This is a genomic window from Allobosea sp. RCC_152_1 (assembly GCF_041360765.1).
Taxonomy (GTDB): Bacteria; Pseudomonadota; Alphaproteobacteria; order Rhizobiales; family Beijerinckiaceae; genus Allobosea; species Allobosea spartocytisi.
The window spans coordinates 48,361-74,480 of sequence record NZ_JBFUPU010000004.1; the positions used below are offsets into that span (position 1 = coordinate 48,361).

The 26,120-nt window shown below is 69.1% G+C and carries 25 protein-coding genes; 15 read left to right on the plus strand and 10 right to left on the minus strand.

The annotated features are described in order from the left end of the window. Window positions 1–11: 11 nt before the first annotated feature. The 8 genes from AB6806_RS14995 (at window position 12) to AB6806_RS15030 (ending at window position 7,735) form a co-directional block, all read left to right on the plus strand. Complete coding sequence (locus AB6806_RS14995; protein ID WP_038366848.1) at window positions 12–1,208, plus strand: MFS transporter; 1,197 nt, start codon at window positions 12–14, stop codon at window positions 1,206–1,208. 141 nt (window positions 1,209–1,349) lie between these two features. Then, complete coding sequence (locus AB6806_RS15000) at window positions 1,350–2,648, plus strand: alanine racemase (RefSeq protein WP_142022213.1); 1,299 nt, start codon at window positions 1,350–1,352, stop codon at window positions 2,646–2,648. A 7-nt stretch (window positions 2,649–2,655) separates the two neighbouring features. Beyond that, the gene (locus AB6806_RS15005) at window positions 2,656–3,315 is read left to right on the plus strand and encodes an amino acid ABC transporter permease (RefSeq protein WP_038366844.1); all 660 of its coding nucleotides are present in this window, start codon (window positions 2,656–2,658) and stop codon (window positions 3,313–3,315) included. 15 nt (window positions 3,316–3,330) lie between these two features. Beyond that, complete coding sequence (locus AB6806_RS15010; RefSeq protein ID WP_370954851.1) at window positions 3,331–3,981, plus strand: amino acid ABC transporter permease; 651 nt, start codon at window positions 3,331–3,333, stop codon at window positions 3,979–3,981. Next, a complete protein-coding gene (locus tag AB6806_RS15015; protein ID WP_112763813.1) occupies window positions 3,968–4,696 on the plus strand; it encodes an amino acid ABC transporter ATP-binding protein in 729 nt (242 codons plus the stop codon). The genes AB6806_RS15010 and AB6806_RS15015 overlap by 14 nt, the downstream gene beginning before the upstream one ends. A gap of 42 nt (window positions 4,697–4,738) precedes the next feature. Further along, complete coding sequence (locus AB6806_RS15020; protein WP_038366836.1) at window positions 4,739–5,533, plus strand: transporter substrate-binding domain-containing protein; 795 nt, start codon at window positions 4,739–4,741, stop codon at window positions 5,531–5,533. A 96-nt stretch (window positions 5,534–5,629) separates the two neighbouring features. Continuing rightward, window positions 5,630–6,658 (plus strand): succinylglutamate desuccinylase/aspartoacylase family protein, encoded by a 1,029-nt coding sequence (locus AB6806_RS15025; RefSeq protein ID WP_142022214.1) that lies wholly within the window; start codon window positions 5,630–5,632, stop codon window positions 6,656–6,658. A 24-nt stretch (window positions 6,659–6,682) separates the two neighbouring features. Then, on the plus strand, window positions 6,683–7,735 hold the full coding sequence (locus AB6806_RS15030) for a LacI family DNA-binding transcriptional regulator (RefSeq protein WP_370954852.1): 1,053 nt from the start codon (window positions 6,683–6,685) through the stop codon (window positions 7,733–7,735). A gap of 50 nt (window positions 7,736–7,785) precedes the next feature. On the opposite strand, the gene AB6806_RS15035 is transcribed toward AB6806_RS15030, so the two are convergent. The 6 genes from AB6806_RS15035 to AB6806_RS15060 form a co-directional block, all read right to left on the minus strand. Beyond that, window positions 7,786–8,307 carry a YHS domain-containing (seleno)protein gene (locus AB6806_RS15035; RefSeq protein WP_370954853.1) on the minus strand — a complete coding sequence of 174 codons (522 nt, stop codon included), beginning with the start codon at window positions 8,305–8,307 and terminating at the stop codon, window positions 7,786–7,788. Further along, entirely contained in the window at window positions 8,304–8,789 is a 486-nt protein-coding gene (locus tag AB6806_RS15040) for a DUF6789 family protein (RefSeq protein WP_038366827.1), read from the minus strand. Before AB6806_RS15040 ends, AB6806_RS15035 begins: the two co-directional genes overlap by 4 nt. 21 nt (window positions 8,790–8,810) lie before the next feature. Continuing rightward, window positions 8,811–10,208: a tetratricopeptide repeat protein gene (locus AB6806_RS15045; RefSeq protein WP_370954854.1), complete on the minus strand. Its 1,398-nt coding sequence runs from the start codon at window positions 10,206–10,208 to the stop codon at window positions 8,811–8,813. A 70-nt stretch (window positions 10,209–10,278) separates the two neighbouring features. Continuing rightward, window positions 10,279–11,475 carry an OpgC family protein gene (locus AB6806_RS15050; RefSeq protein ID WP_370954855.1) on the minus strand — a complete coding sequence of 399 codons (1,197 nt, stop codon included), beginning with the start codon at window positions 11,473–11,475 and terminating at the stop codon, window positions 10,279–10,281. Continuing rightward, on the minus strand, window positions 11,475–13,127 hold the full coding sequence (locus AB6806_RS15055) for a thiamine pyrophosphate-binding protein (RefSeq protein ID WP_370954856.1): 1,653 nt from the start codon (window positions 13,125–13,127) through the stop codon (window positions 11,475–11,477). The genes AB6806_RS15050 and AB6806_RS15055 overlap by 1 nt, the downstream gene beginning before the upstream one ends. Window positions 13,128–13,200: 73 nt before the next feature. Beyond that, window positions 13,201–14,097 carry a CE1 family esterase gene (locus tag AB6806_RS15060; RefSeq protein WP_142022219.1) on the minus strand — a complete coding sequence of 299 codons (897 nt, stop codon included), beginning with the start codon at window positions 14,095–14,097 and terminating at the stop codon, window positions 13,201–13,203. Between the two features lie 164 nt (window positions 14,098–14,261). Between AB6806_RS15060 and AB6806_RS15065 the strand changes: the two genes are divergently transcribed. From AB6806_RS15065 to AB6806_RS15085, 5 genes are all read left to right on the plus strand, one after another. Continuing rightward, window positions 14,262–14,837 carry a sigma-70 family RNA polymerase sigma factor gene (locus AB6806_RS15065; RefSeq protein ID WP_142022220.1) on the plus strand — a complete coding sequence of 192 codons (576 nt, stop codon included), beginning with the start codon at window positions 14,262–14,264 and terminating at the stop codon, window positions 14,835–14,837. A gap of 82 nt (window positions 14,838–14,919) precedes the next feature. Beyond that, window positions 14,920–15,561, plus strand: coding sequence for an NrsF family protein (locus AB6806_RS15070; protein WP_142022221.1), 642 nt, complete (start codon window positions 14,920–14,922; stop codon window positions 15,559–15,561). Between the two features lie 58 nt (window positions 15,562–15,619). Further along, window positions 15,620–16,711 (plus strand): ABC transporter ATP-binding protein, encoded by a 1,092-nt coding sequence (locus tag AB6806_RS15075; RefSeq protein ID WP_142022222.1) that lies wholly within the window; start codon window positions 15,620–15,622, stop codon window positions 16,709–16,711. Beyond that, window positions 16,708–17,691, plus strand: a complete 984-nt coding sequence (locus AB6806_RS15080) for an ABC transporter ATP-binding protein (protein WP_142022223.1) — start codon at window positions 16,708–16,710, stop codon at window positions 17,689–17,691. Before AB6806_RS15075 ends, AB6806_RS15080 begins: the two co-directional genes overlap by 4 nt. A gap of 29 nt (window positions 17,692–17,720) precedes the next feature. Continuing rightward, on the plus strand, window positions 17,721–19,190 hold the full coding sequence (locus tag AB6806_RS15085; protein ID WP_142022224.1) for an alkaline phosphatase family protein: 1,470 nt from the start codon (window positions 17,721–17,723) through the stop codon (window positions 19,188–19,190). A 104-nt stretch (window positions 19,191–19,294) separates the two neighbouring features. On the opposite strand, the gene AB6806_RS15090 is transcribed toward AB6806_RS15085, so the two are convergent. The 4 genes from AB6806_RS15090 to AB6806_RS15105 form a co-directional block, all read right to left on the minus strand. Next, window positions 19,295–20,857, minus strand: coding sequence for an ABC transporter substrate-binding protein (locus AB6806_RS15090; protein ID WP_142022225.1), 1,563 nt, complete (start codon window positions 20,855–20,857; stop codon window positions 19,295–19,297). Between the two features lie 62 nt (window positions 20,858–20,919). Further along, a complete protein-coding gene (locus tag AB6806_RS15095; protein ID WP_113253151.1) occupies window positions 20,920–21,687 on the minus strand; it encodes a glycerophosphodiester phosphodiesterase in 768 nt (255 codons plus the stop codon). Between the two features lie 4 nt (window positions 21,688–21,691). After that, window positions 21,692–22,573 carry an ABC transporter permease gene (locus AB6806_RS15100; protein ID WP_142022226.1) on the minus strand — a complete coding sequence of 294 codons (882 nt, stop codon included), beginning with the start codon at window positions 22,571–22,573 and terminating at the stop codon, window positions 21,692–21,694. After that, a complete protein-coding gene (locus tag AB6806_RS15105; protein WP_113253158.1) occupies window positions 22,573–23,514 on the minus strand; it encodes an ABC transporter permease in 942 nt (313 codons plus the stop codon). The genes AB6806_RS15100 and AB6806_RS15105 overlap by 1 nt, the downstream gene beginning before the upstream one ends. A 260-nt stretch (window positions 23,515–23,774) precedes the next feature. On the opposite strand from AB6806_RS15105, the gene AB6806_RS15110 reads away from it, so the two are divergent. Both AB6806_RS15110 and AB6806_RS15115 read left to right on the plus strand, forming a co-directional pair. Next, window positions 23,775–24,707, plus strand: coding sequence for an acetamidase/formamidase family protein (locus AB6806_RS15110; protein ID WP_370954857.1), 933 nt, complete (start codon window positions 23,775–23,777; stop codon window positions 24,705–24,707). Window positions 24,708–24,821: 114 nt separating this feature from the next. Beyond that, entirely contained in the window at window positions 24,822–26,114 is a 1,293-nt protein-coding gene (locus AB6806_RS15115; RefSeq protein WP_185747966.1) for a M20/M25/M40 family metallo-hydrolase, read from the plus strand. Window positions 26,115–26,120 lie beyond the last annotated feature (6 nt).

Below are 26,120 nucleotides of genomic sequence, written 5' to 3' on the forward strand. Positions count from 1 at the left end.
CGAGTGTTCCCATGAGCCCCGAGACGCTGTCCAAGCGCACGCTTCTCTTCGTCAACGCAGCGCATGCGCTCGATCACTTCGTGCTGCTCATCTACCCGACCGCGGTGATCGCCATCGCGGCCCAGACCGGCCTGAGCTATGCCGAACTGATCGGGCTCGCGACCGGCGCCTTCGTCGCCTTCGGCCTGTGCTCCCTGCCGATGGGCTGGCTCTCGGACCGCTTCGGCCGGCGCAACATGCTCGCCGTCTTCTTCCTGAGCTACGGCCTGTCCTGCCTGGGCGTCGCCAGCGCCAGCCAGCCGATGGCCTTCGCGGCCTGGCTGCTCGTTCTCGGCGTTGCGTCCGCGATCTACCATCCGGTCGGCTCGACGATGCTGGTCAATCATGCCCGCCAGCTCGGGCGCGACCTCGGGGTCAATGCCGTCTGGGGCAATCTCGGCGCGGCCTCCGCGGCGGGCGTCACCGCGCTGCTGGCCGCGAGCCTCGGCTGGCGTGCCGCCTTCGTGCTGCCGGGCCTCGTCTGCCTCGCCCTTGGAGCGGCCTTCCTGATGCTCGTTCCCGGCGACGGCGAACCGCATGCAAACCGCACGGGCAAGGCGGACCTCATCCCGCTGAGCCGCCCCAAAACCCTTCTCGTCGTCTTCGCCATCGCCATCATCGCCGGCGGCATGACCTTCAACCTCACCACCATCGCCTTGCCGAAAATCCTCGACGAGCGGCTCGGGCTGGACATGCCGCTGGCGCTGATCGGCTCGCTGGCGACACTGGTCTTCATCTTCGGCGCCGGGGCGCAGTGGCTGATGGGCCGGCTCGTCGACCGCTATACGCTGCCGGCCCTGTTCGTCGGCCTCGCCCTTCTGCAGCCCATCGGCCTCGTCATCGCCGCGATGACACAGGGCATCCCGCTGCTGCTCGGCCTCACCCTGACGATGACCGCGATCTATGGGCAGGTGGTCGTCAACGACGCGATGGTCGCCCGCTACGTGCCGGCCCAGCACCGCGCCAAGGCATTCAGCGTGCGCTATTTCCTCGGCTTCACCGTGAGCGGCTTCGTGGTGCCGATGCTGGCGGTTCTCCATGCGCAAGGCGGCTTCGGGCTGGTGCTGGGCGCAGCGGCCCTGTTCGGCCTGATCGTCTGGGCGGCTTCCGTCGCCTTCTACTGGCTGGCGCAGAGCGCGCCTGCGAAGCAGGCCGCCCCGGCCGAATAGAAACCCGACCACGGATCTCCACCCCCGAAGGCACCCCGGACCAACCGGCGGGTGCCTTCGGACGCGTGGAAATCTTTGATGACAACGTTGTCATAAAGCTTCGCCGGTGCTATGCCCCCCAAAACGCAGGGGTAAGCCGCGATGCAGACAAGTGGTGCGAACACTGAGCCCGCCTTGGACGCGACCCTTCGCGGCGTGCCCTTCGTCGAGCCGGTGCCAGCCGCGCAGTTCCCGCAGAATCGGCTCGACCCGCGCCGCGGCGATCTTTCGCTGCCTGCGCTGACGCTGGACGAGGCGGCGCTGCGCGCCAATCGTGACCTGTTCTTCCGTTACCTGGCTGACCATGGCGCGCAGGTCGCGCCGCATGCCAAGACGCCGATGTCGCCGGAGATCGTCCGAGAATTGCGCGACGCCGGCGCCTGGGGCGCTTCCGTCGCCAATCTCCAGCAGGCTGCAGTCCTGATGCAGGCGGGCGAGACGCGATTGCTGCTCGCCAACCAGATCGGCGGCGCGGTCGCCGGCCGGCGCCTCGGTGCGCTCCTCGCCGCCCATCCGCAGGTCGAGCTTTGCGCCTTCGCCGACAGCCCCGAAGCCGTGGCGAGCCTCGCCATCGCCGCCAAGACCGCTGGGCGGACGGGCTTGCCCATCCTCGTCGAGATCGGTGATGGCCGCGCCGGGGCGCGTGACGATGTCGCCGTGACCAACGTGATCGCGGCCATCCGCGCGGCCGGGCCCCAGCTGCGACTGGCCGGCGTCGCCACCTATGAAGGTGCGGTCGCCGGTCCGGACCCGGTCGCGACCGAGGCGGCCATCGCCCGGCTGATGACGCGAACCGCTGCCGCCTTCGCCGCCGTCAGGGCCGCCGAGCCGGAAGCCTCGCTCATCCTCAGCGCCGGCGGCTCGGCCTATTTCGACCTCGTCGTCGCGGCGCTGTCCCCGATCGTCGCGGCGGACGGCAAGACGACCCTGCTGCTGCGCAGCGGTGCGATCTTCTTCGCCGATCACGGCGTCTATGCGCGGGCCTTCGCTGCGCTCGATGCGCGCGGCGGCCTCGTCATCGGCGGCGAGACACTCAAGGCCGCCGAGGCGTTCCGCCCGGCGCTGCGGCTCTGGGCCGAGGTGCTGTCGCGGCCGGAAACCGGCCTCGCCATCGCCGGCTTCGGCATGCGCGACGTCTCCTTCGATCAGGGGCTGCCGGTGCTTCTGTCCGTCCACCGGGACGGGGCGGAGATCGCCGGCGCGGCCCAAGGCATCACGGTCGAGAAACTCAACGACCAGCACGGCTTCCTGCGCCTGCCGCCGGAGAGCGGGCTCAAGGTCGGGGACGTGCTCTGCCTCGGCATCTCCCATCCCTGCACCTGCCTGGATCGCTGGCGGCTGGTCTTCGGCCTCGGCGAGGACGGCACCGTCTTGCGCGTCCTGCGCACCCATTTCGGCTGAGGCGGGCATGAACTTCCAGCAGCTCTGGCGCTATCAGGACCAGTTCATCGAGGGCGCGCTGATCACGCTCGCGCTGACGCTGATCGCGGCCGTGGTCGGGCTCGCCATCGGCGTCGCGGGGGCGGCCCTGCTGCGCAGCGGCTCGAAACCGGTCAGGCTGGCGATCCGCTCCTATATCGAGATCTTCCGCAACACGCCGTCGCTGATCCAGATCTTCCTGATCTTCTTCGTGCTGCCGGCCGCCGGGCTCAAGCTGCCGGCCTTCGAGGCGGCGGCGGTCGCGCTCAGCCTCTATTTCGGCGCCTATGCCATCGAGATCGTCCGCGCCGGGCTGGATTCGATCCCGAAGAGCCAGGTCGAGGCCGGGCAATGCCTCGGGCTGACGCGCTGGGAGGTCTTCCGCCACATCGTGCTGCCGCCGGCGCTGCGCAACGTCTATCCGGCCTTCACCAGCCAATTCGTGCTGCTCCTGCTCGGCACCTCGCTCGCCTCGCAGGTTGCAGCCGGCGAACTCTTCCATGCGGCGAGCTTCATCGAGAGCCGGACCTATCGCAGCTTCGAGGTCTATGCGGTGGTCTGCGCGATCTATTTCGCGATGGTGATCGCCTTCAAGGCGCTCTTCGCCGTCATCGGATTGGCCGCCTTCCGCTGGCCGGTCAGGCGCTGAGGGAGAGCGGGCACCATGCGTTCCTTCGGCTATATCGACCTTCTCTCCTTCGTCCATGCGCTGCAATGGACGGTGCTGCTGGTCATCGTCGCGCTCGCCTTCGGCGGTCCGCTGGCCCTGCTGCTGGCGACCACGCGCACCAGCCGCCTCGCGCCGCTGCGCTGGCTCGCCGCGGGGCTGATCCAGCTCATCCAGGGCGTGCCGCTGCTCGGGCTCCTGTTCTTCTTCTATTTCGGCATGCCGGTCTTCCTCGGCATCGAGGTTCCCGCGCTCGTCGCGGTCGGCATCGCCTACACGCTCTACACGGCGGGTTTCCTCGGCGACATCTGGCGCGGCGGCATCGAGGCGGTGAAGCCGGCGCAATGGGAGGCCGGAGCCTGCCTGGGCCTCACCTCCTGGCAGCAGTTTCGCCACATCATCGGGCCGCAGGCGCTGCGCCTGTCGCTGCCGCCGACCGTGGGCTTCCTCGTCCAGCTCATCAAGGGCACCTCGCTCGCCTCGCTCGTCGGCTTCGTCGAGCTCGCCCGCGCCGGCCAGGTCGTGAGCGCGGCGACGTTCCAGCCCCTTCTCGCCTACGGCATCGTCGCCGCGATCTATTTCGCGCTGTGCCTGCCCCTGACTCTCTGGTCGCGCACCCTGGAGGCCCGTCTCAATGGCGCTCGTTGAAATCCGTGATGTCCGCAAGAGCTTCGGCCAGGTCGAGGTGCTGAAAGGCGTCTCGCTCGAGGTGAAGGAAGGCGAGATCGTCACGATCATCGGCCGCTCCGGCTCGGGCAAGTCGACGCTGCTGCGCTGCATCAACGCGCTGGAGAAGATCGATTCCGGCTCGATCACGGTCGAGGGCCAGGCGGTCAGCGCCGGCATGGCGAATCTGCGCCAGTTCCGCCAGCGCGTCGGCATCGTCTTCCAGGCCTTCAACCTGTTCCCGCATCTGAGCGTCGAGAAGAACATCACGCTGGCGCCGCTCTTGACCAAGAAGATCGGCAAGGCGGAAGCGCGCCCGCTCGCGCTCGACGTGCTCGGCCGCGTCGGCCTCGCTGACAAGATCGACGCCTGGCCGGAGCGGCTCTCGGGCGGCCAGCAGCAGCGCGTCGCGATCGCCCGCTGCCTCGCCATGGCGCCGCATCTGATGCTGTTCGACGAGGTCACCTCGGCGCTCGACCCCGAGCTCGTCGGCGAGGTGCTCAAGGTGATGGAGGACATGGCCCGGCAGGGCATGACGATGATCCTCGTCACCCATGAGATGGGCTTCGCCCGCAACGTCGCCAACAAGATCGTCTTCATGCACCAGGGCAAGGTCTGGGAAGAGGGGCCGCCGGCCGAGCTCTTCGCCAATCCGAAGACGCCCGAGCTGCGCAGTTTCATCAACTCGGTGAAGTAGCCGACTTCCAAGGCTGCACGAGATCTCAGAGGAGAAGAACCCATGTCGCTGTTCAAGACCATGATGGCGGGGCTCGTTGCCGCCGCGGCGCTCGCGGCCCCCGTCGCGGCCAAGGCCGACAAGCTCCAGGACGTCCTCAAGGCCGGGAAGCTGCGCGTCGGCATCCTGACCGACGCCGCGCCCTGGGGCTTCAAGGACGAGAAGGGCGAGATCGCCGGCCTCGACGCCGACATCGCCAAGCTGCTCTCCGACGATCTCGGCGTGAAGCTCGAGCTGGTGCCGGTCACCGGCGCCGCCCGCATCCCGAGCCTGCTCGCCGACAAGATCGACGTGCTCGTCGCCGGCCTCGGCGCCACGCCCGAGCGCGCCCAGCAGATCATGTTCTCGCAGCCCTATGCGGTGGTGAATCTCGGCGTCTACGGGCCGAAGTCGATCCCCGCCGCGACCGGCAAGAAGCCCGACAACCTCACCGGCAAGACCGTCGCCGTCGCCAAGGGCACGACGCTCGACCTCTGGCTGACCGACAACGCGCCGGGCGTGAAGGTCGTGCGCTTCGAGGACACGCCGGCGGCCATCGCCGCCTATCTCGCCGGCCAGTCCGACACTTTCGCCGAGAACAGCGCCATCGCGGTCAAGGTGATGGACCAGAACCCCGGCAAGGAAGTCGAGATGAAGTTCGTCATCCGCCAGTCGCCGGCCCATATCGGCGTGCGCCAGGGCGAGCAGAACCTGCTGAACTGGCTGAACACCTCGATCTTCTCGAACAAGCTGAACGGCAAGCTCGGCGCCCTCCAGCTCAAGTGGTTCAAGGAAGAGCAGACCCTGCCGACGCTCTGACGGCGCGGCTCGGTCCCACTGCCATCGGCCGCCGGGCATGAGCTGCCCGGCGGCTTCCGCCGGCCCAGCTTGGTGCCGGCGCTTCCAGAGGTCCCCATGCATACCGGTCTCTTCCATGCGCTCGACTTCGCCGCGAACGGCAAGTCGGTCGGCCATCTCAGCATTCCCTTCTCGGTCGACCGCTCGCCCTATTTCCAGGTGAAGGTGCCGGTCTGCCGGATCAGGAACGGCGACGGGCCGCGCGTCCTGCTGATGGCCGGCAATCATGGTGATGAGTACGAAGGCGAGATCGCGCTGACGCGCCTGATCCGCCGCCTCGATCCCGAGCGCATGCGCGGCGAGATCACCATCCTGCCCTTCACCAATGCGCCGGCGGTCTTCGCGGCGCGGCGCCGCTCTCCCCTCGACGAGGGCAATCTCAACCGTGCCTTTCCGGGCGAAGCCGGCGGCACGCCGACGCAGCGCATCGCGCATTTCCTCGAAGCCGAGCTGTTCCCGCGTCATGATGTGGTCTTCGACCTGCATTCCGGCGGCACCTCGATGGCGCATCTGCCCTGCGCGCTGATCGAACGGCAGGGGAGCCCAGAGACCTTCGCGCGGGCGCTCGCGCTGATGGACGGGCTCGGCATGCCCTATGGCTTCGTCGCCGAGAACGGCGCGACGGCGCCGACCTCGATGGCGGCCGCGGCACGGGCCGGCGCGATCGGCATCTCCGGCGAGTTCGGCGGCGGCGGCACCGTCACGCCCGAGAGCATGGCCCTGACCCAGCGCGCCATCGACCGGCTGCTGATCGCGCTCGGCAGCATCACCGAGCCCGTGCTCGGCCCACACCGGCCGGCCGAACAGAAGATGACGCTGCTCGCTCTGCAGAGCCATGAGCAGGCGATCTACGCCACAAGGCGCGGCTGGTTCGAGCCGGCGGTGGATTGCGGTGCAGAGGTCGAGGCGGGCGCGCTCGCGGGCTGGTACCATGATTTCGGCCGCCTCGACGCGGTGGAGGAGGAACTGCGCTTCGCGGTGTCCGGCGTGGTGATCTCGCGCCGGCTGCACAGCGACAGCGAATCCGGCGACTGCCTGATCCAGGTCGGCCGCCGGTTGGACCGTGCCGCCTTCGGCCTGAGCTGACGCAGTGATCTAACGGGAGAGCGAATGCCTGCGACCTATGACAATGTCGTGCGGGTCAGCGGGCGCGCCGAGGCACCGCGCCTCGCGGCGAAGGCGCCTCGCATCGAGATGGTCGCACAGCTCGCCGGCGTCTCGCCCATCACGGTGTCGCGCGCCCTGCGCCAGCCCGAGAAGCTGAGCGAGGCGACGCGCCGCAAGGTGCTCGAGGCGGTCGAGCGCAGCGGCTATGAATCCAACCCGCATGCGCGAGCGCTCCGCTCCGGCCGCTCGACGCTGGTGGCGGCCTTCGTCTCCAACATCCTGAGCCAGCAATTCGGGTTGGCGATCCAGGGCCTGGCGGCCGAGCTGGAGCCCGAGGGCTATGAACTGATGATCGGCCAGACCTCCTATTCCTATGCGAAGGAGGTCGCGATGGTCCGCTCGCTGCGCAGCCTGCGGCCGGCGGCGGTGATGTTCACCGGCGTCATCGAGCTGGAGGAGAACCGGCAGGCACTGCGCGAGCTCGGCATCCCCGTGGTCGAGACCTGGGCCTTTCCGCGCGACCCGATCGACATGCTGGTCGGCTTCTCCAATGTCGATGCCGGCGCGATGGCCGCCCGGCACCTCATCGAAAAGGGCTATCGCCGGCTCGCCTTCATCGGCCGCAGCGGCGGGCGCGGCGCGCTGCGGCTGCAAGGCTTTCGCGAGGAGGCCGGGCGCAGCGGCCTGACGCTGGCGCGGATCGTGACGGTGGACGAGGTCCAGAGCATCGCCGACGGACGCACTGCCCTGACGACGCTGCTGGCGGAAGGCGGGCCGGTCGATGCCGCCTTCTGCGCCAACGACCTGCTCGCGACCGGGGCGGTGATCGAGGCTCGTGCGCGTGGCCTCGCCGTGCCGTCCGACCTCGCCATTCTCGGCTTCGGCGACAACGATGCCGCCGGCGAGATCGCGCCCGGCCTGACCACGATCAGCATGGACGCTCATAATTTGGGCCGGCGCGCCGGCGAATTGCTGCGTGCGCGCCTCGCAGGCCAGGAGCCACAGCACGCGATCCAGAGCCTGCCGCTGCATCTCATCACGCGCGGCAGCACCTGAAGGCCAGGGCCCAGCCCCGCGCTCGGATCAGCGGTTCGCCAAGCTGCAGGCTATCGGATAAGCGCCGCGTTCAAGCCCGGCCAGTTCCGGTCGGCCCTGGCGATGTATTTTGGCGTGGCGCCGAGCCAGGTCTTGCGCACATCGAGGTCGTAGTTGAGGTAGAGCCTGCCCTCGACGATCGACCAGGCTTCCGGCTCGATCTTGACGAGATAGCCGCGCGACGTGCCATAGGCGCAGAAGCCGCCATAGGCAGGCAGATAGCGTTCGGGATCGGCCTCGAACAGTGCCTTGTGCTCGGCGCTGGCGAAGCGCCAGAGCGCGCCGCCATGCCAGACCGAGAATTCCGGCTTGCCCAGCCGCGGCCCACCATCGCGGAAATAGGCGACCGGATCGTAGCCGCGGATTGCGACGCCGTCCGAGGAACCCACCGTATTGACCGGGCGCGCCTTCCCGGCCTGCACCCCGGAGGCGGCGAGCGCGGTGACCGCGAGCAGAATGAGGCTGTGCCTGTCCGGCAGGAAGCGTCGCCTTTCCTGCCCTTGCCCTTCCTGCGTTTGCCGCAGCGCGCTCATGATGGACGCGCCTCCAGCGCCTCGAAGACATAGGCCGAGAGCCAGCCATAGATGGCGTGGCCGATCAGGCTCATGAGGGAGAGGAGCGGCACGTCGTTGAGCAGGAAGTGCTGGCCGCCGAGCGGGGCGAGGAAGCCGAGCGCGATGAAATAGGTGATCACGCCCCAGATCCAGCCATCGGCCGGCATGCCGAAGCTCTTCACCCAGCGCGTCAGGAGCCAGTAGCCGAGCGGGTAGAACAGGAAGCCGGTGGTGAAGTGAATGAGCTTTGCCACCGGCGTCGAGAGCTGGAGGCCGAGCTGAGTGTAGAACAGCGCCTTCACCAGCTCCGGCGGCTCCAGCGGGAAGCCGGCGACCCAGGCGGTCGGCACCGCCGAAAACAGTTCCCAGAAGCCCAGCCCGGCGAAGCCGCCGAGCGCAAGGTTGATGACGGTGCGGCTGGAGGGCAGAGCGAGGCTGCGGGTCATGGTGGCGGTGGTCATGGGTCGATCCTTTCTGCGATGTCAGTGAGCGATGGCGAGAGGCGTCGCAGCGACGGCAAGCGCGGCGAGACGGCCCGAGGGCTGGCGGCGCAATTGGGCCAGACGGCGCATGGCGAAGCGGTTGGCGCCGCCGCGCCGGGCGAGGCGCTGTTCGAGGATGCGGGCCGCGAGATCGTGGCTGCCGGCGCGGATCAGGCTTTCGATATGGGCCTGCTCGAACAGGTCGCGCTGGGCATGGCTGCCACCGATCGCGAGGAGGCCGCTGCGGGCCGCGCCGAGCAGGCGGGCCGCCTCCGCATGATCGCCTTCGCTGAAGGCGATCAGCCCATGGGCCGCAAGCGCGCCGCTGCGCGCAGCTTCGGCCCGCTCGCGGCTCGGATGGGCATGCGCATCGCGGACGAGGCTTTGCGCGATGCTCTCGGCGGCATCGCGCTGGCCGGCGCCGAGCAGCGAGAGCAGATAGTGCAGGTCGGCGAAGACGAGGCGGCCGTCCTGCACCCGGCCTCCCGCCTTGGCGGCAAGCTCCTCCCAGCGATCGCCGACATCGACGCCGGCATAGTCGAGCCGCGCCAGCAGCGAGGCACCGTTGGCGATGTCGCGATAATCGTCGGTCGGCTCGGCGCGGATCTCGTCGTCATAGAGCCGCAGCACCTCGGCGGTCTCGCCGCGCTCCAGCCGGAACAGCGCGAGGTGCCAGAAGATGTGGAAGCGCAGATTATTGGCATGGGCGATCTCGCGGCCGTCGCCGAGCCAGGCGACGCCCTCGTCGGCGCGGCCGGTCATCTCCAGCACATGGGCGACGGCATGCCGGCCCCAGGCGTCGCGCGGACTCAGGCTCACGGCATGGCGGCCGGTGCGCTCGGCCTCGGCATAGAGGCCGCGCTCCTCCAGCGCGAAGGCGTAGCAGCCATGGACATAGCCGGCCAAGGGATGGCTCTCGCCAAAGCCCGGCGCGAAGCGATGCAAGGTGGCGAGCATCTCGCGCTGGTCGCCCAGCATGAAGCGCAGGCCGTGCGAGAGCTTGAGCGCAAGCACGTCATGGGGATGGGCGAGCAGGATCGCTTCCAGCCGCTCCGCCGCCCGGCGCGGGGTGTCGTCGAGCCAGAGCGCCAGCGCCTCGATCACCATCTGCTCGCGCCGCGTGATCGGCCGCAGCAGCGCGGAGGATCGCGCGGTCACCAGACAGTCTCGGGCCGGGGCGAGCAGCTCGGCCCGGGCGAGCGAGAGCAGCATCAGCCCCTTCGCGGCATGAGCGAGCGCGAAATCCGGATCGGAGGCAAGCGTGCGGGCGAGATGCTCGGGCGTCGCCGCGGCATGGGCCAGCAGGGCTTCCAGCGTGTCGTTCCAGGCGAGGCGCGCGGAATCGTTCGCGATGGTGAGGCTGTCGCCGGAGAGGTCGTGATAGAGGGGCTGGGACATGGGCTGCTCCATTGCAGCGCTCTTTTCGAGCGCTCATCAGGGAGTTCGCAGAGGCGCGATCAAACGCCGTTCAACTCGCTTCACGGACCCGTGTTTGCAGGGCGAGGCCGGGCTGTGCCGGCGCCGGCGGCTGGACGGCCGGTTTCGGCGCCGGCCCGAGCCAGGGCGCGCTCTTGAACCAGCCGACCACGACCGCCGTGGCGAGGATCAGCGCGAAGCCGGTAAGGTTCAGCAGCGCCACGACCAGTTCGCTGCGGCCGGCGACATCGGCCACGACGCCCAGGAGCCGTGCCAGCACGACGCTCGCCAGGAAGCAGGCCAGCGACTGCCGACCGATCAGGATGAGGAGATGGCCCGCGCCGCGGTCCAGCCGCTGGCGCCAGGGTTCGATCAGGCTCAGCACGAGATAGGCCAGCGCCAGGAAGTGCAGCACGCGCAGGATGTGCAGGTCGTTCTTCTCGGTCGCGGGCAGGACGAGATCGTGCAGGGCCTGCGCCGCCGGCCAGTGGTCGAGCACGCCCCAGAAGGAGAGCGGCACCGACAGCACGAGGAAGAGCGCCGCCGCCAGCATCAATCGGGCATCGCCGAGGCGAGGCACCGGCAGCCATTTCATCGCGCTGAAGAAGCCGATGAAGAAGATGAATTGCCAGGCGAAGGGGTTCAGGAACCAGCCGGCCCCGGTCCAGGGATTACCGGGCAGGTTCAGCCCTTCCGTCCAGACCAGCGCATAGAGCAGCGCGACGAGCAGGAAGGGCAGCGCCGCATGCAGGCGCCGGAGCAGCATCATCACCGGCACCAGCCCGAGGATGACGAGATACATCGGCAGGATGTCGAGATAGTCCGGCTGCCAGGTCAGGGTGGCCAGGCCGAGCAGCGCGCGTTCCGGATCGGCGGAGAGCGGCGGAAACTGTTTCGCCAGCACGCCGAGGTCGAAGAGCCGGTCGATCCCGGCCGCCAGCGCGATCAGCGCCAGAACCACGCCGATCTGAGCCCAGTAGACCTGCCAAATCCGGTAGGCGATGCGGGTGGTGCCCAGCCACAGGCCGCGCCGCACGAAGACGCTGCCGAAAGCGAGCGCGCTGGCGATGCCGGAGCAGAAGACGAAGAGCTCGGCGCCGGAGGAGAAGCCGAAGCGAGCCGGAATCCAGGCGTTCCAGCTATTCTCCGGCAGATGCGCGATGAAGATGATCAGCATCGTCAGACCGCGGAAGACATCGAGCCGCTCGTCGCGCGGGCGCTTTGCCGGTTTGTCGTGAGGCGCGACCATCAGAAGGCCCCCTCGTATTGCCCGGCGTCGATGCGGCAGGCGAGGATGGTGAAGCCGTCTCGGGCGAAGCCGGCGGCAGCCTCGCGGCGCAGGCTGTCCCGATCCGCGACCGCGACGCCGTGGCCGCCCATGGCCCGCGCCACAGCCGCGAAATCGGTGCCGCCGAAATCGACGCCGGCCCGCACCAGGCCCATCTGACGCTGCTTCAGCGCGATCAGGCCGAGGCTTTCGTCGACGAGGGTGACGATGACCACGGGCAGCCCGAGATCGCGCAGCGTCGCCAGTTCGCCGAGCACCATCTCCAGCCCGGCATCGCCGACGAAGCAAAGCACCGGCCGGCCCGCGCCGAGCGCGGCGCCGGTGGCCAGCGGCAGGGCGCAACCCATGGTGCAGAGCCCGGTCGATTGCAGCAGCCGTCGCGGCCCGTCGCAAGTCCACATCTGGCTGAGCAGGATGCGATGCGCGCCGGAATCAGCGGTGGCGACCGTGCCGGCCGGCGCGACGTCGCGCAGAACCTCGAAAACGGCATGCGGTCCCCAGATCGGAGGCGCCGCAAAGGCCTCATGGAAGCGGGCCCGCACCGCCGCGGGCTCGCCGCCGGGCCAAACGGTTTCCCGAGCCGGGAGCGCTTCCGCCAGCCGCGTCAGGATGGCGCCGACATCGCCTTCGAGCAGCAGGGTCGAGGCATGCATGCCATGCGGCAGCGCCTCCGCGACGATGTCGATGACCGGCTTGTCCTCCGGCCAGGGATTGCGCCAGCCCTGGCGCATCTCGATCGGGTCGTAGCCGGCGAGAACGATCAGATCGGCCGCCTCGATCAATGGCCGGACGATCGCGTCGGCCTTGGGCGAGAGGCCGACGCCGCCGACGACGCGCGGGTCGGCTTCCGGCAGCAGCCCCTTCGCCTTGTAGGTCGTCAGCAGCGGCGCGCCGGTGCGGGTGATGAAGCGTTCCAACGCGGCGGCGTTGCCGTCATTGACGAGGTCGAGCCCGGCGATGACGAGCGGCCGGCGCGCGGTAGCCAGGAGCCTGCTGGCCGGGGCAAGATCGGCGGGCATGGCCAGTTCGGGCAGCCTGATGGTCCGGGGCGCGCGGCGCGGCGCCCTCGCTTCCGCGACTGAGATCGGCAGGTCGATATGGACGGGGCCGGGCCGTCCGCGCCGGGCGAGCGCGACCGCCTTGGCGATGACCAGATCCTCGGTTCCGGGCGCGGCACGGAAACTCGCCTTGACCAGCGGCCGCAGCACGGCCTGATGGTCGAAGACCTGATGGGTGTAGCTCTCGGCGAGGGCCTGGTCGACGCAGCCGGTGATGAAGAGCAGCGGCACGCGATCCTGCTGGGCATTGGCGACGACATTGACCGCATTGGCGACGCCGGGACCCAGCGTCGCTACTAGAACCGGCAGCGTTCCGGTCACATGCCACACCCCCTCGGCCATGAAGCCCGCCGCATTCTCGTGCTTGGCGAGCAGGAAGCGGATGCCGGCACGTTCCAGCGCATCGACCAGCGCCAGCACCTCGCCGCCCGGGATGCCGAAGGCATGGGTCGCGCCTGCCACTGCCAGCCCGGCGGCGATGATGTCGGCACCGGTGACGAGCCCGTCCGGGGCGATGCCGGCGGCGCGGGAAGCGGATATCGGGTCGTGGCGCATAGGCATCTCTCCGGCGGCCCGCGAGGGCGGCGTTGCCAGTGAGATCGCAGCCGGAGCAGCGCCGGTTACATCCTCACGGAGATGTGAGCCTGGCGCCGGCGGCCAGAGGCGCGGGCTCGGCCGGCATCGTCAGGCGCCAGGCGCGCTCGACCCAGGCCGCATCGGCGACATGGCCGCCGCCATGCAGGCAGAGCTCGAGCCGCGCCTCGCCGCCGCAGCCGCTCGCCAGCCGGCAGGTCAGCGCCGTTCCTCCAGCCACGGCGTCGCGCGCCGCATCGGCCCAGCCGGCCGTGCAGCCGCCGGGCGCGAGGATGGCGAAGCTCTTGAAGACATCGCCTTGCCTGTAGCCCTGGCGCAGCGCCCGGCCCGCGAGCGGCACGGTGCTGTCGCTCGTGCCGTGGACATGGATCAGCTTCGGTCGCGGGCCGGCACAGCTCTCCGGCAGAGGCTCCCAGAAGGCACCGGCGATCGGCGCGAAGGCGGCGAAGCGCGTCGGCATCCGGCAGGCGAGATACCAGACCATCGAGCCGCCCTGCGAAAAGCCGCTCGCCATCAGCCGGTGGGGATCGACCGGGAAGCGGCGCGCGATATCGTCGAGCATCTCGGCGACAAAAGTGAACTCGTCGCGGTTGCGTGCCGGAGAGCCGGGGAAAGACCAACTGCGGCCGAGCCCTTCCGGCGCAATCAGCGCGACGCCGAGCCGCCGTGCCACCGCAACCAGGGCGGGATCCGCGATCACCTCCGCGGCCGTGCCCTGATAGCCGTGGAAAAAGACGATGGCGCCACCCTGCCGTCCCGGCTTGGCCTCTGGCGGCAACAGGATGCGATAGGAGCCGCTCGCGACCTTGCAGCCTCCATCGGCCGGACACGGTTCGGCCGATCGGCCCGGCTGCTGCGCCTGCAAGGGCGCCGCGCCCGCGAGGATGGCGCCCAAGCCGACCAGAAAGGCGAAACGAGCAGCGGGAGCCATCAGCGATCCTCCGGGCAGGCAGGCACCGCCTCCCTGCGCAGGAGCGCGAGCGTATCGGCCCTGTCGGCAAGGCTCATCATGCGGTCACGCGCTTGTGAGCCGGGCGCCGCCATGCGACGGGATAAGCGGGATCGGCTTCACATCACCGGAAAAGCGCACCGGCCTTGTCGCTCGAAGAGTTCGAAACGCAGCTCAGGCCCGTCTTCCTCGCGGCGCTCGCCGGCGACGCCTTCGCCTATCGGCGCTTTCTCGACGCGATCGGGGGGCGCCTGCGCGGCTATCTCAGGCAGATGCTGGCGCGTGCCGGCCGGCATGAGCCGAGTGAGGCCGAGGACGTTTTGCAGGAGGTGCTGCTAGCGCTGCATCTCTCCCGCCACACCTATGATCCGGCGAGCCCGGTCACGGCCTGGGCCCATGCGATCGCGCGTTACAAGCTGGTCGACCATCTGCGCCGCTCCGGCCGCCATGCCGGCAACCTGCCGCTCGACGACGAAGCCTTCCAGCTCGCCGACCGGCCGGAGGCGCCATCCACCGAGGCACGGCTCGACCTCGACCGAGCCATGGCGAGCCTGCCCGAACGGACACGCGGCCTGATCGACCGGGTCAGGCTGCAGGGTGCGAGCGTCGCGGAGGCGGCGGATGCCGCCGGCATGACCGAAAACGCGGCCAAGGTCGCGATCCATCGCGGCCTGCAAGCCATGGCGAAATTCCTCTCGCGGCGCGGGGAAAGACCGACATGACCCGCTGCGACATCCCATACCCGTAACGTTTCGCAAGCGCCCCGCGAATTCCCGTTGAAGCAGGACAACCGAAAAAACGGACATGCAGACCAACGAGCTGATTTCCCTGATGAGCGCGAGCCACCGGCCGGTGGATACCGGCTGGCTGCGCCGCGCCACCTGGCTCGGCGCCCTCTGCGCGCTCGCGGTGACGGCCGGACTCGTCCTGCTCACGCTCGGCGCGCGGCACGATTTCGGCCGTGCCTGGCTGACCACGCCGGTCCTGGCCAAGATGCTCCTCGGCGCCAGCGTCGCCGGCATCGCGCTGCCGCTGTTCCAGCGCAGCCTGCGGCCCGGCCTGAAACCGGCGCGGCGCCTGCCGCTCGTGGCGTTGCCGATCCTTCTGGCCGCCGGCTGGGCTCTGCTGACGCTGGTGCAAGTGCCGGCGGAGCAATGGAGCACGCTAATCTTCGGCCGCTACTGGCGCGCCTGCCTCATCGCCGTGCCGCTCTATGCGCTGTGTCCGCTCATCGTGCTCTTGCTGCTGGCGCGCCGGGGGGCTCCGGTGGACGGGCCGCTGACCGGCGCCTGCGCCGGCCTCGCCTCGGCCGGATTGGCGACGGTCGCCTACGCGCTGCACTGCCCCGACGATGCGGCGCCTTTCCTGGCAACCTGGTACACGATCGCGATCGCCTCGATGACCGCTCTCGGCGCCCTGATCTTCCCGCGCTTCCTGCGCTGGTGAGCGCCAGCGGCGCCAGCTGTCACAAGACGGTCATGGGCTGGGCGGTACTCCGCTCGGCATGTCGCGAATATCAGGTCAATCATCGGATCGGCCGCAATGGCCCGCTCCCGGCCACGCTGCCACGGCGGGCCGCCCGGCGCTTCTGCGCCTTCAGGATTTCACCGTCACCCTGTCGGGCACCGTGCCGATCGTGCGCGGCATCGACCTGTCGGTCGGTCGCGGCGAGGCGCTCGGCATCGTCGGCGAATCCGGCTGCGGCAAGAGCATCACCTGGCTCGCGGCGCTGCGCCTGCTCGGGCGCAACGTCACCACGGGCGGTGAGGTCCAGCTCGACGGGCAGGATGTCGGAGGGCTTTCCGAGCGCGAGCTCGCACGGGTCCGCGGCGGCCGCATCGCCCTGATCTTCCAGGATCCGGCCAGCGCGCTGAACCCGGTGCAGCGCATCGGCACGCAGATCGCGGAGGTGCTGCGCCTGCATCGTGGCCTGACCGGGGAACCGGCGCGCCGCGAGGCGCTGCGCCTGCTGGACCGTGTCGGGATCGCCGATGGACCGCGCCGCCTCAAGCAATATCCGCATGAATTCTCGGGCGGCATGAACCAGCGGATGATGATCGCACTGGCACTGGCAGGCGAGCCCGACGTGCTGATCGCGGACGAGCCGACGACCGCGCTCGACGCCACCATCCAGGCGCAGGTCCTCGACCTGATCCGCGAGCTGCGCCGCGAGACCGGCATGGCGCTGATCCTGATCTCGCACGATATCGGCGTGGTCGGCGACCTCTGCGAGCGGATCGCGGTGATGTATGCCGGACGGATCGTCGAAACCGCGGCGACGCATGACCTGCTCACCCGCCCGCGCCACCCCTACACCCAGGGCCTGCTCGCGGCGCTGCCGACGCTCACCGGTCCGCGCCAGCGGCTGACGCCGATCCCCGGCACCGTGCCGGCACCCGCCGCCATTCCGCCCGGCTGCGCCTTCGCGCCGCGCTGCCCGATCGCCGTCGAGCGCTGCGGACGCGAGCTGCCGGAACTCACCTTCGCGGCGCAGGACCAGCGCGCGGCCTGCCTGCGGCTCGGCGAGCCGATCTCGCTTGAAAGCGCGGCCCTTCCGGTCATGACGATGCCAGCGCAGGTCGGGGCGCCGGCATGAGCGTTCTTCTCGATGTTCGCGACCTCGCCCGCGAATACCCGGTCTCGACAGCCGGCGGCGTGCGCCGGATCCTGCATGCCGTCGACGGGGTGAGCTTCTCGCTCGAACGCGGCCGGACGCTCGGCATCGTCGGCGAATCCGGTTGCGGCAAGTCGACCACCGCCAAGCTCGCGCTCGGCCTCCTGCCAGCGACGCGGGGGCAGATCGATTTCGAGGGCCAACCGGTGACCGCACTGCGCGACCGGGCCTGGCGCGCCTTGCGCCGACGCATGCAGCTCGTCCATCAGGACCCGCTCTCCGCGCTCGACCGGCGCCTGCCGGTCGGGCAGCAGGTCGTCGAACCGCTGGTCATCCACACGCTCGAAGACAGCGCGGAAGCACAGCGGCAGAAGGCGCTAGCGCTGTTCGACGCGGTGGGCCTGCGGGCCGATCTGTTCGAGCGCTATCCGCATGAGCTTTCGGGCGGGCAGCGCCAGCGCGTCCTGCTTGCCCGCGCGCTGGTGCTCGAGCCGGCGCTGCTCGTCTGCGACGAGCCGATCTCGGCGCTCGACGTCTCGGTCGCGGCGCAGGTCATCAACCTGATGCAGGATCTGCAGGCGCGCTTCGGCATGGCCTATCTCTTCATCAGCCACGATCTCAAGGTGGTCCGGCAGATCGCCGACGAGGTCGCGGTGATGTATCTCGGCCGCATCGTCGAGCAGGGGCCGCCGGATGCGCTGTTCCATGCGCCGGCCCATCCCTATACCGAGGCGCTGGTTTCGGCCGTGCCGACGCCGTTGCGCGGCACGCAAGGGCGCATCATCCTGAAGGGCGACCCGCCGAATCCCGTCGACAGGCCTTCGGGCTGCGCCTTCCATCCGCGCTGCCCGCGCACCGTGGCCCGCTGCCGGGAGGAGGTGCCCGTGCTGCGGCCCGTGGCCGATGGCCGGCTCGCCGCCTGCCATCTGGCGGTGGCGGCGCCCGCCATGGCCGCAGCCTGACCGTTTGCCTTGCCGACCCCGGAGACGAGATGAGCCGCCCCAACCAGCCGACCGCCGACCGTGTCGTCATCGCCGTCTTCGACGGCTTGCGGCCGGATCTCGTCACGCCCGAGCTCACGCCGAACATCCTGCGGCTCGCCGCGCGCGGAACCTGGTTCCGGCAGGCGCGGAGCGTCTTTCCCTCGGTGACGCGGGTGGCCACGAGCTCGATCGCGGCCGGCGCGCCACCGATCGTCCACGGCATCGTCGGCAACGCCTTCTATCATCGCGAGGCGATTCCCGAGCGGATGTTCGATACCAGCGATGCCGCCCAGATCCGCCGCGCCGAGGCGCATCATGACGGGCGCCTGCTCGCCGCCGACACCTTCGGCGACGTGCTGGCCCGCGCCGGCAAGCGGCTGGCGGTGGTGCATACCGGTTCGGCCGGCTCGGCGCATTTCATCAATCCGCGCGCCCGTGCCAACGGGCACTGGACCTTCTCGATGCACGGCGCCGGGGCGACCCAGACGCCGGAGGCGGTCGAGCAGGCGATCGCCCGCCTCGGCCCGCTGCCGGAGCGCGAATTGCCCCGGCTGCAGGAGCTTGCCTATGGCGGGCGCGTGATGACCGAGATCGTGCTGCCGGAACTCCGGCCGGATGTCGCCCTGATCTGGTTCAACGAGCCCGACACGACCTTCCACTATCGCGGTCTCGGCTCTCCCGAAGCCATGGCCGGCCTGCGCGAAGCCGACCGCGCCTTCGGCAGCATTCTCGACTGGGTCGAGGCTCAAGCCGATGCCGAGCGCATCGCGGTGATCGTCGCTTCCGACCATGGGCAGATCTCGACCGGTTCGGTCGAGCCGCTGTTCGAGACGGCGCGCGAGGCCGGCTTCGACCTCAGCGCGGAGAAGGCGATCAACGGCGCGACCCTTGTCGCCACCGGCGGGATGAGCGGTGAAATCCGCCTGCGCGAGGGCGAGCGCGGCGAAGTCGAGCGCATCGCAAGCTGGCTGATGGAGCATCCCACCATCGGCCATGTCTTCTCGCGCGACCGTAACGGCGTCGAGGGCGAAGTCGCGGGCACGCTCTCATTGAGCCTGATGAATACGGGCCATGCCGAGCGCCAGCCGGAATTGATGTTCATCCTGAAATCGACGCTCGAGGCCGATCAGTACGGCCTGCCCGGCCTCGGCGCGATGACGCCGGGCGACGTACCGCTCGGTGGCGGCATGCATGGCGGCATCAACCCGCATGAATTGAACACCGTGCTGATCCTCGGCGATGCCAGCGGCCATGGCGGCGTCTCGCAGGAACCGGCTGGCATCATCGACATCGGCCCGACCGTGCTCGGCCTGCTCGATCTCGCACCGGCGGCGACGATGATGGGGCGCAATCTCGCCGCTCCGCCCCTCGAGGAGGCCCGCGTCGCGCGGCATTCCGCCGGCACCGGCGCCTTCGCCCAGCATGTCGATATCGTCGAGCAGGACGGCCGGCGCTTCATCCTCGGCGGCGGGCAGTAGAGCTCACGGGTTTCCAACCTGGCGCGGCAAGCCCATGACGACGTCGAATGCAAAAAGGGCGGCCCATGGCCGCCCTTTCCAATTTCAGAGGCCGAACCCAAGCCTCAGGCCCTAGCGAAGCTCAGATTGTCCGGCCGCAGATCCATGAAGTAGAAGGTCGTCGGCCGCCAGCCGATCGACTTCTTGATCGCGTAGGCCTCGCTCGGCTGATAGAGGATCGTCGCCGGCGCCTCATCCTCCCAGATATCGAGCATCTGCGTGAAGAGCGCCTTGCGCTTCACTGGGTCGGTCTCGGCCTCCAGCGCCGTGCCTGCCTTGTTGAAGGCCTGCGTCGAGGTCCAGAACTTCGAGACCTGGATCTCGCCGGCCGGGCCCCAGGCCACCCAGATCGAGCCGAGCGGATCGGGCAGGCGCGTCGAGTTCGACCAGTTGAAGATCTGCGTGTTGGCGCCGCGCATCTGGGTCGAGTTCTCGACGACCTGCAGCGAGGCGTTGATGCCGACGGCCTTCCACTGCTCGGTCAGGATCTGCGCGGCCTCGAGCGCATTGGTGTAGTAGTTGGCCTGCGTCCGGTAGACGATCGGCTCGCCCTTGTAGCCGGCTTCCTTGAGCAGGGCCCGCGCCTTGGCTGGGTCGTAGGAGAGCTTGCGGCCCTCGACGAACATTGGGCCGTATTCCGGGAAATTATGGCTCGCCGGCACCTGCGCCGTGCCCTGCCAGAGCGCCTCGACCAGCTTCTGGCGGTCGATCGCGTAGTTCAGCGCCTGCCGGACGCGCTTGTCGGAGAGCACCTTGTCCTGCTCGTTATAGGCGAGGACATGAACGTTCGCGAGCACGACCGAGCGCACGTCGATGTCCTTGTAGCCGCCGACCACGCTCATCTGGTCGGGCGGGATATTGGTGACGAGGTCGTAATCGCCGGCGACGAGGCCGGCGACGCGCGCCGCCAGTTCCGGCACGCGCTTGAAGATGACGCGCTTGGCCGTCGGCTTGCCCATGAAATAGTCGTCGAAGGCTTCCAGCACCGTGGCGTCGGCGGCCGAATGCGAGACGACGCGGTAGGGGCCGGTCGCGACCGGCTTGCGCGAATAGGCCTCGAAGCCCATCGCCTCATAGGCGCGCTTATTGACGATCCAGGCGCACCAGGAGGCGAGGCGCTGCTCCAGCAGCACATCGGCGACCTTGGTCTTGAAGCGCACGGTGTAGCGGTCGATCGGCTCGACGCCGGCGAGGATGCCGAAATAGGGCTTTCCGCCCGGGATCTGGGCCTTGTCGCCCCACATCCGGCCTTCACGGAAGGTGTAGGCGACGTCCTCCGAGGTCAGCTCGTCACCATTGTGGAACTTCACGCCCTGGCGCAGCGTGACGACGAGTTCCTGCGGCGAGACACGCTCCCATTTCGTCGCCAGATGCGGCTTGAGTTCCGAGCCGCCGCCATCGGCAGCACCGAGGAAATCACGCCGGATCAGCGTGTCGAAGATCGAATAGGTGACGCGGGTGCCGACATTGGAGAGCTCGCGCGCCGGTTCCAGCGTCGCCGGCAGATCGGCCACCGCGACGGTGAAGTTCGGGCGGCTGTCATCGGCGGCGAAGGCGGTCGGCAGAGCGAACGCGACCGGCAGGGCGGCAGCGCCCTCGATGAAGCGGCGGCGGGACAGGACGGGCATGGGGTTCCTCGCAAGACATCGAGCGGCGCTGGCAAGCCGCGCCGCGATGCGGCTGCCTTGCATCAGATTGACGACGGGCCGGTGACAGTTCGGGCCGAGAGAAGCAGGCTGGGATCATCGAGCATCACGGCGTCGGGACCGAGCGCCAGAATGCGGGCGATGCCCTGCGCATCGATCCGGCCGACCGGGAAAGGCGGATAGCCGGGCTCGGGCACCGAACGCGGCTGGCCGGCCATGATGACGGTGGTCATGCCGGCATCGCGCACGGCATCGAGCCGCTCCGGCGTCGCATCGCCCTGCCAGAGACGGAATCCGTCGGCGCCGGCAGCACGCGCCTCGGCGACGCTGTCGGGGTCGGGCAGCAGGGCCAGGATCGCGATCTCCGGCGACAGCCGGCGCGCCGCCGCGATCAGATCGATGTCGCGAAGGCCGAGCAGGCTGCGCGGAAGCGCATCGGCGGCCTCCAGCACGGCCAGGATCGGTGGCAGGATGGCGGGGTCGCACAGCTTGACGTCGAGCAGGAGCCCGAGCGGCGTGGAGGCCGCGATCGCCTCGTCGAGCGTCAGCAGGCCGGGCAGGATGGTCCGAAGCGTCGCGAGATCGGTGTCGGCGACCCGTCGCGGATAGCCGGCGAGGCGCGTCAGATCGGCATCGTGCAGACAGACGAACGCGCCGTCCGCGCTCAGGCGCAGATCGGTTTCAACCATCTCGGCGCCGGCCCCGGCGGAAGCCGCGAAGGCCTCGGCCGTGTTCTCCGGCCCGAGCAGGGCTCCGCCCCGATGCGCGATCGCGAGCGGGCGGGGAGCGGCGGCGAAGAAACCGGGTCGCATCGCGTCAGTGCCTCTCGCTGGTCGGGTCGAAACGATCGCGCAGCCAGTCGCCGAACAGGCTCATCGACAGCGTCGTCAGGAAGATCGTCAGGCCCGGAAAGATCGCGATCCACCAGGCGTTCAGCAGGTAGCGGCGGCCCTCGCCGAGCATCAGCCCGAGCGAGGTGCCCGGCGGCTGCACGCCGAGCCCGAGGAAGGAGAGCGAGGTTTCTAGCAGGATCGTGCCGGGGAAGTTCAGCGTCGCCTGAACCACCAGCGCCGCGGCGATATTGGGCAGGAGATGGCGCAGGACGACCCGCGAGGGGCTCGCACCCAGCGCCTCGACGGCATTGATGTAGTCGCTCTCCTGTTCGGAGACGACGAGCCCGCGCGCCAGCCTCGTATAACGATCCCAGCCGTCGATGCTGACGAGGATGATGAACAGGACGATGTTGTTGCCGAAGAAGGCCAGCATGGTCAGCGCGAGGAAGAGCGCCGGAATCGCCGCCTGGGCATCGACCAGCATCATGATGGCCTGGTCGACGAAGCCGCGCAGCCGCGCCGCGATGAAGCCGAGCAGCGTGCCGAACATGGCGCCGATCAGGGTGCCCATCACGGCGATCAGGATCGAGGTGCGGACCGCGAAGATCATCCGGCTCAGGATGTCGCGGCCGAGCTGGTCGGTGCCGAGCCAGTGGGTCGTGCCCCCGGCTTCCGTGAGAGGCGGCTTCAGCCGGGCGGCGAGGTTCTGCGCGGTGTAGGGCAGCGGCGCCAGCCAATCCGCGAGCAGCGCGACCAGCACCACGGCGAGCAGGAAACCGGCCGAGAGCTTGACGACCGGCGACATCCGGTTGCCGGAGGCGCGGGTGGCCGGCGCCGGCGCGGCGGAAAGGTCGACGGCCGCCATCAGGCCTGTTTCCCAAGGGCGCGGGAGAAGCCGCCGAGCCGGGGATCGATGAGGATATGCACGATATCGACCAGGAGATTGGCGCCGACCATGATGACCGTCACGGTGAAGATCACGGCCTGGACCACGGCGAGGTCGCGCGTCGAAACCGAATCGACCAGGAGCCGGCCGACCCCCGGCCAGGCGAAGATGGTCTCGACCACCGCGCTGCCGGCGAGGATATGGCCGATCTCGATGCCGATGAACATCAGCAGCGGCACCGCCGCATTGGGCAGGGCATGCCGGATGATCACGCGAAGCGGCATCACGCCGCGTCCGCGCGCCGCCCGGATATAGGGCTTGCCCAACACTTCCAGCGTCGCGGTGCGGGCGAAGCGCGCAAGCCTTCCCGCGAGCGGCAGGCCGAGCGTCACCGTCGGCAGGATCAGGTGCCAGAGGCTGTCCGAGCCGGCCGAGGGCAGCACGCGCAGCTTCAGCGCGAAGAGCAGGATGAGCAGGATGCCGAGGAAGAAGACGGGAATGGCATAGCCGAACACCGCCACTGCCATGGCGAGCCGGTCGGCGGCGCGGTTGTGGCGCAAGGCGGCGAGGACGCCGAGCGGCAGACCGACGAGGAGCGCCAGCATCAGCGCGGAGGAGCCGAGTAGGAAGGTCTTCGGCAGGGCCTCCACCACGGCGGCGAAGGCCGGCCGGTCATCGGCGAAGGACAGCCCGAAATCGCCGCGAACCGCGCTGGCGACATAGCGCAGATATTGCTCGGCCAGCGGCCGGTCGAGGCCCCAGGCCTCACGATAATGAGCCCGCACATCCGGCGGCGTATCGCTCGGCAGCATGATCTCGGCCGGGTCGCCGGCCAGGCGCAAGGCGAGGAACACGGCCGACACGCAGATCGCGATGGTCAGCAAAGCGCGCAGACTGCGAAGGGCCAGGAAACGAAACATCGACATCGGGTGCAGAAGATGGGGAAGGTGCTTCTGCAAGCCCTCTTGCGACAGGCTGATGACAGGCCGCCGATCGCCTTCCCTTTGTCGCCGCGCCGGGCGGGCGATCCATGCGTCTCCCACTCGGCACCGACCTGTCCCGGCGAAACGAGCAGGGCGCCCTGCCGTCATTGCCCCTTCCCGGCCGCGCTTCTTTCCTTACGATTTCACCACGGAGCGGATCGCCGCTTCGCGTAAGCTTGCCGCAGCAGAGGTCCGTCATGACGCGCCATCATTTCCAGCCGACGCAGTATTCGAACGTGATCGGCACCCTGCCGGCCGTGCTGGAAATCGCAAGCGGCGACAGCGTCGTCACGACGACGCTCGACGCGGCCGGGGTCGGGCATGACGGCGGCCAGAAGGCGCCGCGCGGCAACCCGATGACCGGTCCGTTCTTCGTGACCGGCGCCGAGCCCGGCGACGCGCTGCTGGTGACGATCGAGCGGATGACGCCGAATCGCGGCACCGGCTGGACCTATTCGCCGCTGGCGCCCGGCGTGCTCGACCCGGCCGCGCTGGCCGATCTGCCGAAGCGCGAGCGTTATGAGTGGGCGATCGATGCGCAAGCCGGCACGGTGAAGCTGCTCGATCCCTCGCCGCGCATCAAGGAGTGGAGCTTCCCACTCGAGCCGATGCTCGGCTGCTTCGGCGTCGCGCCCGAGCGCGGCCAGGCGATCTCGACGGCGACGAGCGGCCCCTATGGCGGCAATATGGACTATCGGTTCTTCGGCCCGGGCGCGACCATCGCCTTCCCGGTCTTCGCGGCCGGCGCCCTGTTCTTCCTCGGCGACGGCCATGCCTGCCAGGGCGACGGCGAGATCGCCGGCACCGGCGTCGAGACCTCGTTCGAGGTCGAGTTCCGCGTCGAGCTGCGCAAGCAGCAGGGCCTGCGCTGGCCGCGCTGCGAGACCGCGACCGATCTGCTGGTCATCGCCGCCGGGCGCCCGCTCGACCAGCCGCTGCAATTCGCGACCACCGAGATGCTGCGCTGGATCCAGGCCGATCTCGGCGTCGATGCCGTCGAGGCCAGCCATCTGCTCGGACAGGCGGTGCGCTACGATGTCGCGAACGTCTTCAACCCGGCCTATTGCGTCGCCTGCCGGCTGGAGAAGACCGAGATCACCCGCGGCATGTCACTGCGCGGCAAGGGCTGAGGGCAGAGCCCCCCACCACAGAAGAAGGCAAGTTGATGCTCTTCATTAGATTTTACCATGAAGAGCCAGCCACGAGCCTCGCCATGGTTGGATCGCGCCATCGACGATCCAACCATGCAAGCTGCCGGTAGCACGATGACCAGGGACCCCGCCAAGCTCAAGGCCGAATTGCTCCAGGCCGTCGATGCGCGCCGCGACGAGATTCTGGCGCTGCTGCAACGCTTCCTGCGCATCAAGAGCGTCAATCCGCCAGGCGATACACGCGAGGCCGCAGACTTCGTGCGCGAGCTGCTGGACAAGGCGGGCGTGCCACATCGCACCGAGGCCTTCACGCCGGAGATGCCGAACATCATCGGCCGCTGGGAGACCGGAAATCCCGGCCGCCATCTCGTGCTCAACGGCCATATGGACATCTTCCCGGTCACCAATGAGAGGCTCTGGGAGGCCGAGATCGTCGACGGCAAGATCATGGGCCGCGGCGCTTCCGACATGAAGACCGGCACGCTCGCCTCGATCCTGACCTATTGCTGGCTCTACCCCTATCGCGGCTGGCTGAACGGCGCGCTGACGCTGACCGTCGTCTCCGACGAGCAGTCGGGCGGGCGCTACGGCACGAAATTCCTGTTCGACAATTTCGAGAACGAGATGGTCGGCGATTGCTGCCTCAATGGCGAGCCGAGCGGCCTCTCCAATCTGCGCTTCACCGAAAAGGGCACGCTGCGCTTCTCGCTTTCGGCAAAGAGCATCGGCGGCCATGGCGGCTATTCGCACCGGGCCCGCAACCCCATCGCCGATGTCAGCCGGCTGGTGACCCTGATCTATGACCGCTACCACCTCAAGCTCGCGACGCTGCCGCCCGAGATCGACGCGGTGCTGACCTCGCCCGAGACCATCGCGGCGGCCGACCACAATCTTGGGAAAGGTGCCGCAGACATCGCCCGGCGCATCACCGTCAATGTCGGCATCATGCAGGGCGGGCAGAAGGCGACGCAGATCCCGACGCATTGCATCGCTCATCTCGACATGCGCGTGCCCATCGGCTCGGACCGCGACGCGATCCGCGCCGATCTCGAAGCCCTCGCCCGCGAGGCGGATTGCGAGATGGTCGTGAACGAGGACCACAGCTATCCGGCGAGCCTGACCGACCCCTTCAGCGAGATGGCCAATATCCTGCGCGGCAATATCCGCGACCTGCTCGGCCATGACGCACCGCCCGTCTCAAGCCTCGGCGGCACCGACACACGCTACTGGCGCTGGCGCGGCGTACCGGCGCTGATCTGCGGCCCCTCCCCGATCAGCATGGGCACAGATGAGGAGCATGCGACGCTGGAGGAGGTGATCGCGGTGATGAAGCTGCACATCGCCTGCACCGTCGACTATCTCGGCTCGGCAGGCGCGAAGGCCTGAAGCGCA

Bases quoted from the DNA above. Each gene is read 5' to 3' on its own strand.
- AB6806_RS15050 (WP_370954855.1), bottom strand. From the start codon at position 11,475: ATGGTCGCGCCTCACGACAAACCGGCAAAGCGCCCGCGCGACGAGCGG.
- AB6806_RS15035 (WP_370954853.1), bottom strand. From the start codon at position 8,307: ATGAGCGCGCTGCGGCAAACGCAGGAAGGGCAAGGGCAGGAAAGGCGA.
- AB6806_RS15110 (WP_370954857.1), top strand. From the start codon at position 23,775: ATGACGCGCCATCATTTCCAGCCGACGCAGTATTCGAACGTGATCGGC.
- AB6806_RS15030 (WP_370954852.1), top strand. From the start codon at position 6,683: ATGCCTGCGACCTATGACAATGTCGTGCGGGTCAGCGGGCGCGCCGAG.
- AB6806_RS15045 (WP_370954854.1), bottom strand. From the start codon at position 10,208: ATGTCCCAGCCCCTCTATCACGACCTCTCCGGCGACAGCCTCACCATC.
- AB6806_RS15015 (WP_112763813.1), top strand. From the start codon at position 3,968: ATGGCGCTCGTTGAAATCCGTGATGTCCGCAAGAGCTTCGGCCAGGTC.
- AB6806_RS15080 (WP_142022223.1), top strand. From the start codon at position 16,708: ATGAGCGTTCTTCTCGATGTTCGCGACCTCGCCCGCGAATACCCGGTC.
- AB6806_RS15005 (WP_038366844.1), top strand. From the start codon at position 2,656: ATGAACTTCCAGCAGCTCTGGCGCTATCAGGACCAGTTCATCGAGGGC.
- AB6806_RS15090 (WP_142022225.1), bottom strand. From the start codon at position 20,857: ATGCCCGTCCTGTCCCGCCGCCGCTTCATCGAGGGCGCTGCCGCCCTG.
- AB6806_RS15010 (WP_370954851.1), top strand. From the start codon at position 3,331: ATGCGTTCCTTCGGCTATATCGACCTTCTCTCCTTCGTCCATGCGCTG.
- AB6806_RS15100 (WP_142022226.1), bottom strand. From the start codon at position 22,573: ATGGCGGCCGTCGACCTTTCCGCCGCGCCGGCGCCGGCCACCCGCGCC.
- AB6806_RS15000 (WP_142022213.1), top strand. From the start codon at position 1,350: ATGCAGACAAGTGGTGCGAACACTGAGCCCGCCTTGGACGCGACCCTT.
- AB6806_RS15055 (WP_370954856.1), bottom strand. From the start codon at position 13,127: ATGCGCCACGACCCGATATCCGCTTCCCGCGCCGCCGGCATCGCCCCG.
- AB6806_RS15025 (WP_142022214.1), top strand. From the start codon at position 5,630: ATGCATACCGGTCTCTTCCATGCGCTCGACTTCGCCGCGAACGGCAAG.
- AB6806_RS15060 (WP_142022219.1), bottom strand. From the start codon at position 14,097: ATGGCTCCCGCTGCTCGTTTCGCCTTTCTGGTCGGCTTGGGCGCCATC.
- AB6806_RS14995 (WP_038366848.1), top strand. From the start codon at position 12: ATGAGCCCCGAGACGCTGTCCAAGCGCACGCTTCTCTTCGTCAACGCA.
- AB6806_RS15095 (WP_113253151.1), bottom strand. From the start codon at position 21,687: ATGCGACCCGGTTTCTTCGCCGCCGCTCCCCGCCCGCTCGCGATCGCG.
- AB6806_RS15105 (WP_113253158.1), bottom strand. From the start codon at position 23,514: ATGTTTCGTTTCCTGGCCCTTCGCAGTCTGCGCGCTTTGCTGACCATC.
- AB6806_RS15070 (WP_142022221.1), top strand. From the start codon at position 14,920: ATGCAGACCAACGAGCTGATTTCCCTGATGAGCGCGAGCCACCGGCCG.
- AB6806_RS15020 (WP_038366836.1), top strand. From the start codon at position 4,739: ATGTCGCTGTTCAAGACCATGATGGCGGGGCTCGTTGCCGCCGCGGCG.
- AB6806_RS15040 (WP_038366827.1), bottom strand. From the start codon at position 8,789: ATGACCACCGCCACCATGACCCGCAGCCTCGCTCTGCCCTCCAGCCGC.
- AB6806_RS15115 (WP_185747966.1), top strand. From the start codon at position 24,822: ATGCAAGCTGCCGGTAGCACGATGACCAGGGACCCCGCCAAGCTCAAG.
- AB6806_RS15075 (WP_142022222.1), top strand. From the start codon at position 15,620: ATGTCGCGAATATCAGGTCAATCATCGGATCGGCCGCAATGGCCCGCT.
- AB6806_RS15085 (WP_142022224.1), top strand. From the start codon at position 17,721: ATGAGCCGCCCCAACCAGCCGACCGCCGACCGTGTCGTCATCGCCGTC.